The following is a 14,199-nucleotide window of genomic DNA, read 5'->3' on the forward strand; positions in this document are numbered from 1 at the left end:
GGAGCGAGGGCCTGCGGGGGTGGCGGGCTTGTGCCGGGGACGGGCCTGCGGCCGCGTGATTTCGCTCGGGCCCGCGGGCTACTCCTGTGAGGCGCGCCCGTTCTGTCCGGCGGTCATGATGGCCTGCAGGATCACCGCCTGGATCTCCGCCGGGTCGCTCACCTCGTACCCGCCGCCGGTCACCTTCGCGATCGCCGACACCTCGTCGCGGTCGGCGTCCGGGCCCACCGCGATGGCGATGATCGGCACCGGCCGCTGCGGGTCGGCGAGCTGCTTCAGCCGGTCGATCAGCGCGCTGCGGGAGATGCCGTGGGAGTCCTGGTTGGAGCCGTCGGTGAGGATCACCAGGGCGTTGAACTTGCCCTTCACATACAAGGACTGGGCCGCCGTGTACGAGGCCAGGGTGGTGTCGTACAGACCGGTCGCCCCGCCCGGTACGGGCTGGAGCCCCGCGAACGCCGCCGAGAGCTTCTCCCGGTGGGTGCCGCCGCCCTTCGCCGGGTCGCCGAGCCGTCTGGCCGGCATCAGCTCGCGGTAGTCCTTCTCGCCGTCCAGCGTCGTCGCGAACTCCCACAGCCCGATCTCGTCGTTCGCGGTGAACTGGCCGAGAGCCTGGATCAGGGACGCCTTCGTGACGTTTATCCGGGACTGGCTGCGGCCCGGCACCAGGGTGGCCATGGAACCGGAGGCATCGACAACCGTGGTCAGCCGCGCGCTCTGCACGGTGATCGTCCACATGCCGAGCGTCTCCTGGAGAGCCCGCGCGGACGGGGCCTCGGCCGCCGAGGTGGCGTACGGCTGGGGAGCTCTGCCGCCGGCCGACGCGACGACCGTGTCCTCGGCGGTCCCGTCCACGGGCCGGAAGCCGTGCCGGGTGAGGATGGCCCGCGAGCCCGGGTCGTTCAGCAGGGGCATGAAGCGCAGGGCCGCCCGCGCCTCGTGGGTGCTCAGTTTCGGCTCGTTGACCAGGGTGTACGGGTAGTTGAGGAGCGGGGTGCCGTCCTTCGGGTAGAAGAGGTCGAGCTTGCCCCCTCCGGTCGCCTCCGCGTTGTGGGTGAAAGCCGCCTGCTCGGAGACGAGCACCGCCTGGTTGCGCTTCGGGTTGCCGTCCGCGGCGCCCGGGCTGTCGTGGGCCAGCGTCTCCAGTACCTGGGCGTCGCTGTCGGACATCCGCTGTGCCAGTACCTTCGCCGTCTCGGCGACCCTGGTGTCGCTGTCCCCGCCCTGCTTGTCGGACGAGGCCCCGATGCCGGCCGTCGCGAGCAGCCCGGTGGCACTGCGTACCGGGTCGGCGGCGCCGAGGCGCACCTCGTCCGACCGCATGGCCGAGGCGACCAACTCGGCCCAGGAGTAGGTCTTCTCGGGCCAGCCCAGTTGCTCGGACGCGGACGGCACCATGCCCAGGGCCACCGGTGAGGAGGCCACGGAGTCGGACGGGGTGATCGGGAGGCCGTCGCCGACGCCCTTGGCCCGGTCCAGCCAGAGGTCGGAGTCGGGCAGCCAGACCTGGTAGTCGACGGGCTTGCCGCCGGTGGCGAGTGCGTCGGCGACCTTGTAGGAGTCGCGGGCCACCACATCGACGTCCAGGCAGCGGCCGTCGGATCTCACCTCGTCCGCGCGGGCCTTGTCCGCGATGGCCCGCATGGCGGGGGCGATGTCGGGGGAGGTCGCCATCGACAGACGCACGGTGGAGCCCTCGCAGGACTCGGAGAACGACAACAGGCCGCCCTGGGCCGCGACTGCCGTTCCCGCCGCCACGGCGAGTACCAGAATGGTGGCGATGGCAACGGTTCGGCGGCGACGCGGGGGAGGACCGTCCCGGTGTCCCTCCGCCTCGTAGTCGTCAGGCAAGCTATGACGTCCCATGTCGGTGGTGCCCCTCCTTGAGGATGAACAAGGAAAAAAAGGGGACCGCACCATCGGCGATGGCGGTCGTCCCCCGGCCTGTCGCGCATGATCTTCGTACCTGCATTCGAGACCCTAGTGGGACGGCGGGCGGGATGAGACGCGATTGCACAACTAAAGGCGGGTGGACAGGTGGAGACGGGGCGCGTGGCTGATTCTTTTCCCCAAGAGGCCGTGTCACAGCGGATCCTGCGGTCCGAAACGGTGTTGGTGCTGGCTCTCTCGCTGGGTGCGAGCGGGGTGTCTGCCCTGATCAGTTTTATCGGATCGCTGACCAAACCAGGGGGTTTGAAGGACCAGGCGGCCACGCTCAACGGTTCGTACGCTCCGGGGCGGCCGTGGCTGGATCTGGCATGGCAAATGTTCGGAATCGCAACGGCTCTGGTGCCGGTCGCCCTGGTCGCGCATCTGTTGATCAGGGAAGGAGCGGGCCTGCGGGCCATCGGATTCGACCGGACCAGGCCTGGGCCCGACCTCGGCCGCGGCACCCTCGTCGCCGCGGGCATCGGCAGCGCCGGGCTCGCCTTCTACCTGGTGGCGCGGGCGACCGGCTTCAATCTCACCGTGGTTCCGGAGTCGCTGCCCGACGTGTGGTGGAAGTTCCCCGTACTGATCCTTTCCGCGGTGCAGAACTCCGTACTGGAGGAAGTGATCGTCGTCGGGTACCTGCTGCGCAGACTGGGGCAACTGGGCTGGACGCCGATGGCCGCGCTGGTGGCGAGCTCGGTGCTGCGCGGTTCCTACCACCTGTATCAGGGCATCGGCGGCTTCATCGGCAACATGGTGATGGGCGTCGTGTTCGTGCTGCTGTACCGGCGCTGGGGGCGGGTCGGACCGCTGGTCGTCGCGCACGCGCTGCTCGACATCGGGGCGTTCGTGGGTTACGCGCTGCTCGCCGGAAAGGTGGACTGGCTGCCCACGCCGTGAGCGGACGGTGGCCGAGGGGGCGTACGGGATTTCTCCCTGCGCCCCTTCTTCCTTTGGGCCCCTGCCTTCTTGGGCCCTTCCTCCTGGGGAGCCTCAGCAGCGACTTAGCTCCTTCCGCGGCCGGTGTGCCGATCGGACGGGGAGTGTGGCCGATCGGCCGACGCGATGGCGCGGTGGGTGCGCCTAGCGTCGTACGGACCGGACCAGCACGCTTTGAGGGGAACGTTGATGAGCCAGCGAGGGACGACCGGAGCAGCCGACGGCATGGCCGTGACCGGGGCGACCACGGAGTTCGAGCCGGACGTCGTGGACCTGTTCGTGGAGACTCTGCGCCGTGCGGTCAGGCGTGAGCTGTCTGCCGTGGGGACGGACACACTGCTGGGGGAGCTCGTGATGGGGGACACGGACGCCGGTGCGGCGATTGCCCCGGGCATGCGGAAGGCCGGTTCGCTCAGCGGGTCGATCAGCGGCAGGGCGGGCCGCGGTTGGGTGAGCGACGACGGGGGACCCGGTGCGCGGGTCGGGGCCGGCGCCGGTGAGGCAGCTGATCAGGATGCCGACGGGAAAGAGGTGGACGCCGCCTGGCGTGAGGCACAGTGGCGCGTCGGCCTCGGTTCGCGCGGATCGGCCGTGGACAGCGGCTCGGCGCTGCCCGGGATGAGCGGGGCGATGCGCGCGTGCCTGTTGCTCGCGCTCGGGTCGGCCCGCGCCGAGGGGTCGATCTCGGTGCGCTGCAGGCATGTGGCCCGTGCCCTGCTGGACCTGCCGGACACCCGGGCGCGGGAAGCCCTGCTGCTGCAGCGGCTGGACGTGGCTGACGCGTCGAGCGCCCTCGATCGACTGGACGCGAGCGCTCCGGCGGAGACCGAGCGACCGGAGTCCCGCGGCGTCACCCTTCTTCGCCGGGCCGGAACGCTGGGCAGGAGCGGTAACCGTTTGACCCGCGCGCTGACTTCATGGACCTCCGGGAGCACCGTGAACGGCTCACCGGTTCTGTTCGCGGTGTCCGTCGAGGCCATGCGGCAAGCGGTCCGGTGCGGACACGCCGAGGTGGAGCCGGTGGATCTTCTGCTGGGGACGCTGGCGCTGGACCGGGCACTGTCCGTCGCCGGGCGCTCGCTTCCCGGGAGCCTGGAGGAAGCCAACTCCGCTGCTGCCCTGATGCGCCGACACGGCGTACGGCAGTTCTCCCTGGCCTCGTCGGCCTCGCTGGCCTCGGCGAGCTTGGCGGCCGGTGACCCCGACGGGGACGGTGTGCCGCGGTCCGCCGCCGCCGAGCGGGCCATGGCGATGGCGCGGCTGTCCGCCGCCGAGCACGGGTCGCCCACGGTCGGTACGGTCCACCTGCTGTCCGCGCTGCTCGACGAGTCGGCGACGGATGCGGACGCCGGGGCCGGTGGCGTGGTCGTCGCGCTGCTGGCCGCCGACCAGGTGGACGTGGCCGCGTTGCGGGCGGAGCTGAGCTCCCGGCTGGGCGCATGACACCCGGGCCCGCCGGGACGCGACCGCCGCGGCTACCGTCTCTCCCCGGAGACCCAGAGACGGGGCAAGGGAGATCATGAGTCAGGCGCCCGAATACAGGCAGCTGTCGCGCCCGTCCGTACGGCTGCGGCACACGCTGGCCGGTGTGCCGCGGTGGCTGCGCCGTGAGGCGGTGGAGAGCTGGTCCGCGGTGCGGGCCGCTGAGCGCCGTACGGTCGTGAGCGAGACGCTCCTGTGTGCCCTGGTGGCAGCCGTCGGCCTGATGCCGCTGCTGCTGGCGCCCCCGCATCGGCCGGCGGCGGCCGTTCTGGAGGCCTTGTGGGCGGTGACGCTCGTTCCTGCTCGGCGCGGCCGGCCGGTCGCCGCGGTCCTGGGTTCCTCTGTGCTGGTCGTGGGCGACAACGTGTGGACCCTGGCGGTGGCGCCACTGATCGTGCTGTCCGCCACCCGTCGTATCGCACCGCCGCGACGTGTGTGGCAGTTCGTGGGGGTGGCCTGCGCCGCTGTCGGTGTCCTGACCCTCGCTCGTGCCCTGGTCCGGCCCGAGTCCCCGCTGCCGGAACTGGCCGAGAACGCGGTCTCGGCCGTGCTGCTTCTCCTGCTTCCCGCTCTGGCCGGCACCCTGCTGGGGCGACGGCGGCCCCTGGTCAGCCTGCTGCGGGAACGCAACGCCTATCTGGAGCAGGCCCGTGCGCTGACCGCCGCGGCGGCCCGGCTGGAGGAACGGACCCGGATCGCGGGAGAGATGCACGATCTCCTGGGACACCGGCTGAGCCTGATCTCGGTGCACGCCGGGGCGCTCGAACTCGGTGCCGCGCGTCAGGCCCCTGCCCTCGTCGGACAGGCCGAGTTGCTCCGCACGACAGCCGGTTCGGCCATGGAGGAACTACGCGAGATCCTCGGTGTCCTGCGGCGCGAGGACATGACCGACCCGACGAACGGGACCGGCGAAGCGAGGGGAACGCGTGAGGACATCACCGCTCTCGTGAGGGAATCCCGGCAGACAGGCAGCACTGTCGAGTTGGACTGGTCCGTTCCCGACACGTCCGAGGTGGGTCCGCGTACGCGTCAGGCGATCCACCGGGTGGTCCGCGAAGGGCTGACGAACGTGCTGAAACACGCGTCCGGCGCGCCCACCAGGGTGGTGGTGGGAAGCACGGACAGAGGCGTCGAAGTGTCCGTCACCAACGAGGCGCCCCGCGCGTCCGGCCACTCCCCCGGGGGGAGTCACAGCGGGCTGGCCGGCTGCCAGGAGCGGATCTCGTTGCTCGGCGGCACGTTCCGGGCAGGCACCTTGACGAACGGTGGATTCCGCGTGGCGGCTTGGCTGCCCACGCACGGGAGCGAGCCCCTGGGATTCGCCGCGCTACCGGGGGCCTCCGCCGAACCCGCTCCGGACCCGGCCCGCCTTCGATCCGACGGCATCGAACAAAGAGGGGCACGAGCCCCGCTGCGGGACGAGATCCTGACCTGGCCGCGAGTCCTGGGATCGGGCTGTGTGGCGCTGCTCGTGACCCTGCCCACGGCCGTCTTCCTCGTCGTCCTGCTGGTCCACGCGGCCCTAAGATGACCTGATGATCCGAGTCCTGATCGCCGACGACGAGGCGCTGATGCGCGCGGGAATCCGGATGATTCTGGAGAACGCCGAGGACATCGAGGTGGTCGCCGAGGCGGGCGACGGTCGTGAGGCCGCCGCGGCATGCCGCGCCCAGGACATCGATGTCGCCCTCCTCGACATCAACATGCCGGTCGGGGACGGAATCACCGCTGCCGAGGACATCACCCGCCTCTCGCCCCGCACCTGTGTCGTGATGCTGACGGCGTTCAGTGAGGAGGCGAGCGTGACGCGCGCCCTGCGGGCCGGTGCGAGCGGATTCCTCCTCAAGGACACCGGTCCCGCCGAACTGATCCGCGCCGTGCAACTCGCCGCCGGAGGCGAACCGGTACTGGCACCCCGGATCACCCGGCGGCTGCTGGAACAGCATGTGAAGTCCGGCCGGGACACCGAGGCCGCGCTACGCCGGACCGAAGAACTGACCCCGGCCGAACGGGACGTCCTACGGCTGCTGGGCACGGGCCTGTCCAACGCGGAGATCGCCGATCAGCTGTATCTGAGCGCCGGCACGGTCAAGGCGCACATCAGCCGGATCCTCACCCGCACCGGCTGCGCCAACCGCGTACAGGCCGCCGTCCTCGCCCACGACGCTGGGCTGCTCGCCGGTCGTTGAGCTGGTTCTCCGCGGCCCCGCACCGGCGGACGCGAGCGGCAATGGACCGCCGCAGGCGGCTCGCCGCGTGAACCTTCGCCGAAGCGGTGGCCCGGCGTTCCGCCGGTCCCGAAGCGACTGTGCTGTGTCACGAGATCTTGACCGTTTGCCATACGATCTTGACCGCTTGTCCGATCTCATCCGGTCAGGTCTCATCCGGTCAGGCGTCTACTTCGCCGTGCTCAGTCGCTGGGTCCTCAGTCCCACCGAACCTTGTCGGTGCGGTGAACGTCAGATCGTTGCCGGTCAGGTCGCAGCTGGCCGCCCAGAGACGTGCCGCGGTCGTGGTGTCGGCGAGGTGGTTCCAGAGGGGTTCGACCCTGGGCGTACCGCGCAGCCCGAACAGTCGGGGGCTCCACATCTGGCCGCCGCGGACACCTGGGTCGAGCACGGCCCGAACAGCGGGCCATGCGGCAGCGTCCTTGCCCTGGACGAGAAGGCCGAGCGGCAGATGGCGCAGCCGCTCGCCGGTGGTCCGGACATGGAATGGCGGGCGCGAAGGCGTGAGGGAGTCGAGCGCGCCGCCGGGATGAACGATCACGCTCAGCGTCGTGCCGCCGGCGGCACGCAGGCGACGGTCGAGTTCGACAGCGAAGAGCATCTGGGCCAGCTTCGACCGCGCGTAGGCGCGCTTGGGCTGGTAGTCGTGCGTGCTCTGGAGATCGTCGAGGTCCAGGTGTTCGGACTTGGCGGCGAAGCTGCCGGTGGTGACGATCCGGCTCCCCGGGGTTGCCGTGAGCAGGGGGGCCAGATGGTGGGTCAGCGCGAAGTGCCCCAGGTGGTTGGTCGCGAGCATCAGCTCGTGGCCGGCCGTGGTTTCGCGGCGCGGTGGATGGTCGAGCGCCACTCCGGCGTTGTGGATGACGGCGTCGAGGCGATCCAGACCGAGCGCGTCCACGGATGCCTTGAGCGACGGGAGATCGGCCAGGTCCAGGGGCAGGTGCTTCACCTTGGCGCCGGGGACGCGCGAGCTGATGGAAGCGATCGCGTCTTCGGCCTTCGCCCGGTCGCGGCTGCCGAGAACGACCATGGCCCCGGTGCCGGCGAGTTGCTCGGCGACGAAATACCCGATGCCCGCGTTGCCGCCGGTGACCAGGAATGTCTTTCCCTCGGCGTGAGGCAGCCGGTGGACGTCCCACTGCGGGAACTGGGGTACGGAGGGCATGGCGGGCTCCCGGAAGCTTGGCATGGTCTGGAGGCGGGCGGGACCGCACATTCGCAGTCGGCCACGCCCAGTTCCCACGGTCCCGGGCGCCACCTACATTCCGCCGACAGGTCGCTGTCCCCACCGACAGCCGACCGACACCGCACGGGCCCAGCCCATGCGCGGCAACAGCCGTAGCTTCCCTCACCGAACAAGAACAAGTGACAGAAACCCGTCGGCCATCAAGATCATTTGGCAAACGGCCGAGATCACTTGTCGCGTCTGATCGACCACCCACCGCTTCGGCTCGGGCGTGAACCCTCGTGTGCCGGGCTCGCGCTGGGCGACCTGGACATCGATATCAGGCGGTGTGGGTTTCGTGCCGGGCAGTGGTGACCCGAGCTGCATGTTCTTGCTGTTCGGTTGAAAGGGCGTCAGGCCGGTCAGCAGCGCGACCGCGAGGGGTGGCCCTCGCGGTCGCGTTCCCCAAGGCCCATATCCATTGTGTCCAGGGCGAGTTGGGTTTCCTTGGGCGTCGATGCGGACAAGAGTTCAGCCTCGGTGGCCATACACAATGTCTTGGGGCTACCGAAGGGGTTGGTCAGTGCCGTATGTATCTGACAGGTAGCACCATTCGGGGATTGGGATCGAGGAGCACATCGGCGGGACCGAACCGTGCGGCCAGTTCGCGGATCTCGGGATCTTCGAGAAGGCGGAGGCGGCCGTCTTCAATAAAGGGTGTGCCGTCAATGGTGATGGTCGGCCTGTCGAACTGGCAGTCGCAGTGGGCGTGCCCTGGCCCGCTGCGGTCAGGCTCCCCCTCCTCGGTCAGGGCGTCCAGGCCAAGGTAGAACGCACCGGCGTGCTTCTCCCGTTCGAACTGGGTGCCACCGCTTGAGCGCACTTTCGGGTTGAGTCCGATCAGGGCGTGCCGCAGGTAGTAGCCCCTTGGTGAATAGTGACGTAGCTCGGTGGCGGCAGTCGCGCCCTCGATCGCTGTTACCACGTTGTCGGTGAGTTCGATCGTGGTGGGCTCGGCCGGTGTGCCGGTGACCGTGGACTCCTCGATGACCAGCAGCCCGTCGGTGCGGTTGGGGTAGAAGTTGACGCCACCGTAAGGGAAGGGCCGCCACATTCCAGCGATGAGAGGAGCGTGATGGCCACTGGTGGCGAAGTCACGGAAGGTCACATCGGTGCCTGCGGCGGTGGTTACCCGGATCTCGTCGGCTGCGGCGAGTTGTGCGGTCGCCTTGGCTTCCAAGGCGAAATACAGCTCCAGCGGGAAGCGGGCACCGGTGGCCAGAGCCGATGCGGTCGCGGTCTGGTGCAGTGAGAGGAACCGGGCCTTGCGCTTGGCGACCTCGTCGAAGAACAAGCGGTCGCTGTGCACCTCACCCCACCATGTGCAGGAGAGCACCACATCGGCCTCGGCGTGGATGGCCGACAGCATTGGTGATGGCCGCTCGGAGTCCCAGCCACCCGCGCTGAACGGGGGAACGGTCAGAACGTGCACCTCGGCGTTGCGATAGGCGGCTGCTGCCGCCAGCGCCTGCACCACCACCGGGTCCACCGAGTTCTCGGTCAGGATCAGCACCTGTTCGCCGGCGGCAACGGCGGTGTACTCCATGACGTTATAGGCGCCGGGCATGAGTTCGGTGATGGACAGCGGTGCTGCCATGGGAGTGTCCAAGTAACTGAAGCAGGTCGTTCCGTTCATGCGGATCGAATCCCTTTCGGTTCCAGTTGGGCGGTCGTTGATAGCGGGAGGCGGACGGCGCGACCGGCGCCAAGGCCGAAGAGGCCCTGAACGAGGGTCAGCGCGACAAGAAGGCCGAGCGGAACAGTCCACCCACCGGTGAGGTCGTGGGCTGAGCCGAACAGCAGGGGCCCGACGGCGGCCAGGAGGTAGCCGACGCTCTGGGCCATGCCGGACAGTGCGGCGGCCTGGGACGCGTCGGCCGCACGCTGGCCTTGGAACGTCAGCGCCAACACCAGGCAGGCACCGCCGCCGAGGCCGATCAGCGCACTCCAGACGATCGCCATCTCGGGGGCCATGAGCAGCCCCAGGTATCCGGCGGCGCACATCAATGAACCGCTGACGGCCAGCAGCCGTTGGTCAGTGAGCTGTCGGGCGAGGATCGGCACAGTACTGCTGGAGACCAGACCGGTCACCTGGAGCAGGAACAGCTGCCAGCCGGCGGCGCCTTCGGAGGCGCCGTGGTCGTGCACGATGCTGGGCAACCACGCGATCGTGGTGTAAAAACCGAGGGACTGCAGTCCCATGAACGCACTGACCTGCCAGGCCAGTGGGTAACGCCACAGAGCATGCGCCTGCCTCGCTCCGGGGGCGGTGGGAGTCACGGGCCGGCGGCGGGCCAGTTGCGGTGTCCAGGCCAGGACCCCGAGTAGCGCCAGCACCGCCCAGCAGCCCAACGCGGTATGCCATCCGCCGGGAAGATGGTCGGCCAGGGGCACGGACACCCCGGAGGAGACCGCGGCTATCAACCCCATGACAGTGACGTAGAGCCCGGTGACCGTGGCGATCCGCCGTTCGGGAACGGTGCTCTTGACCAGCGCGGGCAGCAGCACGTTGCCGTAGGCGATCGCTGCTGCCATGATCACGGTGCCGACGAACAAGGTCACCACGCCCGGCAGCGAGCGCAGCACGATGCCGACCGTCAGCACCAGCAAAGCGACCCACAGGACACGCTCGGATCCGTGGCGCTGCGCACTCCTGCCCACCAGCGGCGACGTGGCCGCGAAAGCCAGTAGTGGCAGGGCGTTGAGCAGTCCTGCCGCGGTGCTGGACAAGCCGGTGTCGTGTTCGATCATCGGCAGCACCGAGCCGACACCTGTCAGCGGCGCCCGCAGATTCGCCGCAACAAGCAAGATCCCCACCAGGAGCAACCCCACGCGAGGCGCTCCGCCCCGGTGACCGTCGGATTCGGCCCCGGGAGCGTCAGCGCCCTTCGGCACAGTCACGCTCATGCACCCCCTCTTGCCCCGGCGCGGCTCGACGGCTGATCCGCACGAGCGTGGAGGCGGCGGAGCGGGCAGCCGCCGCATCTCCCGCCGCAATGGCCTCTACGAGGGTGGTGTGCCAGTGGTCGTGTTCGGCGGCGATATCACTGCCCCAGGTCAGCCCGGCGACCGCTGCGGCCAGCGCGCTCCCCAAGTGCTTGTAGACCTCGGCAAGCAACCTGTTCCCGCCGGCTTCCACCACCGCCAGGTGGAATGAGCCATCGGCGTCAGCCAACGCGGTCATCTCACCGGCACAGTTGGTCTCCTGCGCCTTGTGCAGCAGCTCCCGCAATCGCTTCACGTCCGCGCTCGTCCGACGCTGCGCGGCCAGCCCCGCAGCATGCTCCTCCAGTACCGCGCGCAGCTCGAAGACATCGGACAGGTGTGCCGTTGCCGCCCTGCGCACCAGCACTGCCTCCAACTCGCTGGCGACCCGGACGTAGGTGCCGTCTCCGGCACGGGCTTCCAGCAGGCCCAGATGCACCAAAGCGCGCAAAGCCTCTCGCACGGTGTTGCGACTGATTCCGAGAATCGCGACCAACTCGTGTTCGGGAGGAATGCGACTACCGACCGGCCAGCGGCCGGAGGCGATCTGCTCCCGTAGTTGATCAGCGGCCTGGGCGGACAGGGTCGCGCCACGGCGAGGCTCACTCAACCCCTCCATACAAACCTCCAATTGTTGGACAGCTGTAGGTAAACACGTGACGCCCCCAATGTGGCATGGTGATCTATGTCACATCGCGCGATGTGTGGTCGACGTGCACCCCTCGGTGCCCAGTCAGGTGCACGGGAGCGTGCCCGCGCGGCCGGGGCGGCGGCATCGCCGGCCCCTCGCAGGGGCGGTCGCCGAGCGATACCGGCCCGCGAAGCCCCGGCCGTACTTGTGCCAGGTGAACTCGCGGACCGGGTCCACAGCCTCGAACCGGACATCCCGGCTCGTGCGCGGCATCCGACGCCGACGCGCCCCGTAGACGGAAAAGTCCCGCTCGAAGGCCATGGGTTCCGCATGGCTGATCGCCTGGTCGGGTGCCTCGTCACGTCCCCCGCCCGGCGATTCGCCCACCGGCCCAACTTCGTTGTCGCGAACTGGCGTTGGCCCAACTTCAGTGGAAAGCGACCCATCTTCGCTGTCGCAGGTCAGGGGCAAGCGGGCGCAGGGGTTTGCTAGACGATAGTTTCCGATATATCGTTGACGCATCGCGACAGATCAACGATGGAAGGAGCGTAGCGATGCGTTCACATGGATACGAGCATGAGCACGGACATGGACATGGCCACTCCGGGCCCGGTCATCCGGGTCGGGGCGACTTCGAGGGGCGCCGGGCGGCCTTCGGGCAGTTCGGGCCGCCGTTCGGTGGCGGTCCCTTCGGCGGTGGCCCCTTCGGTGGCGGGCGCGGCCGGGGTGGTGGCCGGGGAAGGGCGCGGCGTGGTGACGTACGCGCGTCGATCCTGGCCCTGCTGAAGGACCGGCCGATGCACGGGTACGAGATGATTCAGGAGATCGGCGAGCGCAGCGGCGGGGCCTGGCGGCCCAGTCCCGGCTCCGTCTACCCGACCCTCCAGCTGCTGGAGGACGAGGGCCTGATCGTCAGTGCGAGCGAGGGCGGCAAGAAGCTGTTCACGCTCACCGACTCCGGGCGCGGTGAGGCCGAATCAGGCCCCGACGCGCCGTGGGAGGAGGCCGGGCGCGGTGTCGACTGGGAGAGCGTGAACGAGATCCGTCAGGCCGGCTTCGGTCTGATGGAGGCGTTCGGGCAGGTGTGGAAGACCGGCTCGGCCGATCAGCGGGAGAAGGCGCTGACCGTCATCAACGACGCCCGTAAGAAGCTCTACCTGATCCTTGCCGACGAGCACTGATGGTTCGGTGCGCCACAGTCGGTACGAAGGGCCCCGCGGTCGATCCGCGGGGCCCTTCGGTGCTTCCCGAGCCCCGTCGGCGTAAGGCGGGCTATGCGGCGACGAGGCCGCCGAGCTTGCGCAGCGACTCATGCAGCGCCGCCGTCGCCGAGTCCTTGAGCTTGCCCGCCATCAGGGAGACCGCGGCCCCGGTGAACTCCCCGTCGATACGCATCGTGGTGGCGTCCCCGTCCGGGGTCAGTGAGTACCGCATGGACAGGGTGACCCCCATCGGGCCCTTGCCCCGGGTGGTGAGCAGCCGGCCGGTCTCCAGCTCGTCGACCGTCCAGGTCACCTCGGCGGGGAAGCCCATGAGTTTCATGTTCTCCTCGTAGGTGGCCGCGAGTTCCAGTACGGCGGGGCCGCCCTTGGGGAAACTGGTGTGGGTGGCGTTCCACTCGCCGTACGTGGTGAAGTCCGTGAGCTGTGCCCAGACCTTGTCGGCGGGTGCCTCGATACGCGCCTCGGCGCTGACCTCGGCCATGCGACCACCCCTTGCTCGTCGGGTTACGGTGCCGCGGAACGTAGCGTCGGCGGCGAGAACAAGCAATGCTGATGGACCGTCAGATCTGCTGGGTCTGCCGGTTCCGCCAGATCACCGCCGAGTCGAACCAGTCCGATGCGCGCGGATGCGGACCCTCGTCGTGGCAATGGAACGCCGCCCAGAAGAGGTCGGCGGGCAGGGCGTCCTCCGGTGCGTACACCCGGTAGACGTACTGCAGTCCGTCCTGCGCCAGCAGGGCGACCATCCAGAACACCGCCGCCGCGCTCCTTCCGGGTGCTGTGAGTTCGCTGTTGCGTGAGGGACGTGTACCACGGGGCTCGCGGTTGCCCGGGGGCGTGGGGCAAGACGGCGCGCGCCACTTTTCGGCTTGGTTGTGCGTGGTGGCGAGATCTCATCCAGAAGGATGAGGGGGTGATCTGATGTGCCCAACTTGGGTGGGATGTGTAAATGGGCCCCTCCGGGGATGTTCCGGCACCGGGGGACTGATGGGGTAAGAGGTGTGCAAAACCGGACGCCGCGGATACCTGAACAGCCCGCACCGAACCCCGCTGACCTCGACGCCAGACTCACCCTGGAGCTGGCCTCGGTGGTGACCGGCGCGCGCAGGCGGGCCCTGCGCGACGGTGACCGCCAGATCGACACGGCCCATCTCCTGCACTCCCTCATCGAATCGGACCCAGCCGTCCGGGAAGCCTTCGACGGCGGGCCGCAACTGGCCAGGGTGCTCGGCTACCTCGTGCAGCGCAGCATCGGTTACGGGCTCCGCTGGCAGGGCTCGGTCGAGGACTCGGGCGCGGTCCCGGTGGTCCGGGGGGCGGCCGCGGACGGCTGGTCGCCCTCGGCCGTGAGCGCGATGGAAGCGGCCGGACACCGCGCCGGACTCCGCGGCGAGTCGCGGGCCGGCGGCCTCGATCTGCTTTCCGCGCTGGCGGCCGACACGGAGTGCCGGGCCGTGGAGGTACTGGCACGGGCGGGCGTGGACGCGGAGTGGCTGGCGGCCCGCGCGGCGGAAGCGACGGCCGAGGCGTCTCGACAGGTGTGACAGGGGTGAC

13 protein-coding genes are annotated in these 14,199 nt (G+C 69.5%); 6 read left to right on the forward strand and 7 right to left on the reverse strand.

What is annotated here, in order from left to right; translation table 11 throughout:
• Positions 1–78 precede the first annotated feature (78 nt).
• Positions 79–1,866, reverse strand: a complete 1,788-nt coding sequence (locus tag OG413_RS25820; RefSeq protein WP_266809159.1) for a substrate-binding and VWA domain-containing protein — start codon at positions 1,864–1,866, stop codon at positions 79–81.
• Between the two features lie 186 nt (positions 1,867–2,052).
• Between OG413_RS25820 and OG413_RS25825 the strand changes: the two genes are divergently transcribed.
• The 4 genes from OG413_RS25825 to OG413_RS25840 all read left to right on the forward strand — a co-directional run bounded on the left by OG413_RS25825 (position 2,053) and on the right by OG413_RS25840 (position 6,542).
• Positions 2,053–2,832: a CPBP family intramembrane glutamic endopeptidase gene (locus OG413_RS25825; protein ID WP_266810363.1), complete on the forward strand. Its 780-nt coding sequence runs from the start codon at positions 2,053–2,055 to the stop codon at positions 2,830–2,832.
• Positions 2,833–3,060: 228 nt separating this feature from the next.
• Entirely contained in the window at positions 3,061–4,314 is a 1,254-nt protein-coding gene (locus tag OG413_RS25830; RefSeq protein WP_266809161.1) for a Clp protease N-terminal domain-containing protein, read from the forward strand.
• Between the two features lie 76 nt (positions 4,315–4,390).
• A complete protein-coding gene (locus OG413_RS25835) occupies positions 4,391–5,884 on the forward strand; it encodes a histidine kinase (protein ID WP_266809162.1) in 1,494 nt (497 codons plus the stop codon).
• 4 nt (positions 5,885–5,888) lie between these two features.
• Entirely contained in the window at positions 5,889–6,542 is a 654-nt protein-coding gene (locus tag OG413_RS25840) for a response regulator transcription factor (protein ID WP_266809164.1), read from the forward strand.
• A 199-nt stretch (positions 6,543–6,741) separates the two neighbouring features.
• Here OG413_RS25840 and OG413_RS25845 read toward each other — a convergent pair whose 3' ends face one another.
• From OG413_RS25845 to OG413_RS25860, 4 genes are all read right to left on the reverse strand, one after another.
• Positions 6,742–7,746: an SDR family NAD(P)-dependent oxidoreductase gene (locus tag OG413_RS25845; RefSeq protein ID WP_266809166.1), complete on the reverse strand. Its 1,005-nt coding sequence runs from the start codon at positions 7,744–7,746 to the stop codon at positions 6,742–6,744.
• A gap of 580 nt (positions 7,747–8,326) precedes the next feature.
• Complete coding sequence (locus OG413_RS25850) at positions 8,327–9,403, reverse strand: hypothetical protein (RefSeq protein WP_266809167.1); 1,077 nt, start codon at positions 9,401–9,403, stop codon at positions 8,327–8,329.
• 35 nt (positions 9,404–9,438) lie between these two features.
• Positions 9,439–10,638 carry an MFS transporter gene (locus tag OG413_RS25855; protein ID WP_266809169.1) on the reverse strand — a complete coding sequence of 400 codons (1,200 nt, stop codon included), beginning with the start codon at positions 10,636–10,638 and terminating at the stop codon, positions 9,439–9,441.
• A gap of 46 nt (positions 10,639–10,684) precedes the next feature.
• Positions 10,685–11,410: a FadR/GntR family transcriptional regulator gene (locus tag OG413_RS25860; RefSeq protein ID WP_266809170.1), complete on the reverse strand. Its 726-nt coding sequence runs from the start codon at positions 11,408–11,410 to the stop codon at positions 10,685–10,687.
• A gap of 566 nt (positions 11,411–11,976) precedes the next feature.
• Between OG413_RS25860 and OG413_RS25865 the strand changes: the two genes are divergently transcribed.
• On the forward strand, positions 11,977–12,603 hold the full coding sequence (locus OG413_RS25865) for a PadR family transcriptional regulator (protein ID WP_266809172.1): 627 nt from the start codon (positions 11,977–11,979) through the stop codon (positions 12,601–12,603).
• Positions 12,604–12,694: 91 nt separating this feature from the next.
• On the opposite strand, the gene OG413_RS25870 is transcribed toward OG413_RS25865, so the two are convergent.
• Together OG413_RS25870 and OG413_RS25875 are read right to left on the reverse strand one after the other, a co-directional pair.
• Complete coding sequence (locus tag OG413_RS25870) at positions 12,695–13,126, reverse strand: SRPBCC family protein (RefSeq protein ID WP_266809173.1); 432 nt, start codon at positions 13,124–13,126, stop codon at positions 12,695–12,697.
• Positions 13,127–13,205: 79 nt separating this feature from the next.
• Positions 13,206–13,400, reverse strand: coding sequence for a hypothetical protein (locus OG413_RS25875; RefSeq protein WP_266809175.1), 195 nt, complete (start codon positions 13,398–13,400; stop codon positions 13,206–13,208).
• A gap of 246 nt (positions 13,401–13,646) precedes the next feature.
• On the opposite strand from OG413_RS25875, the gene OG413_RS25880 reads away from it, so the two are divergent.
• Positions 13,647–14,189 (forward strand): Clp protease N-terminal domain-containing protein, encoded by a 543-nt coding sequence (locus tag OG413_RS25880; protein ID WP_266809177.1) that lies wholly within the window; start codon positions 13,647–13,649, stop codon positions 14,187–14,189.
• Positions 14,190–14,199: the final 10 nt, after the last annotated feature.

It is taken from the genome of Streptomyces sp. NBC_01433 (assembly GCF_026340105.1).
Lineage (GTDB): Bacteria > Actinomycetota > Actinomycetes > Streptomycetales > Streptomycetaceae > Streptomyces.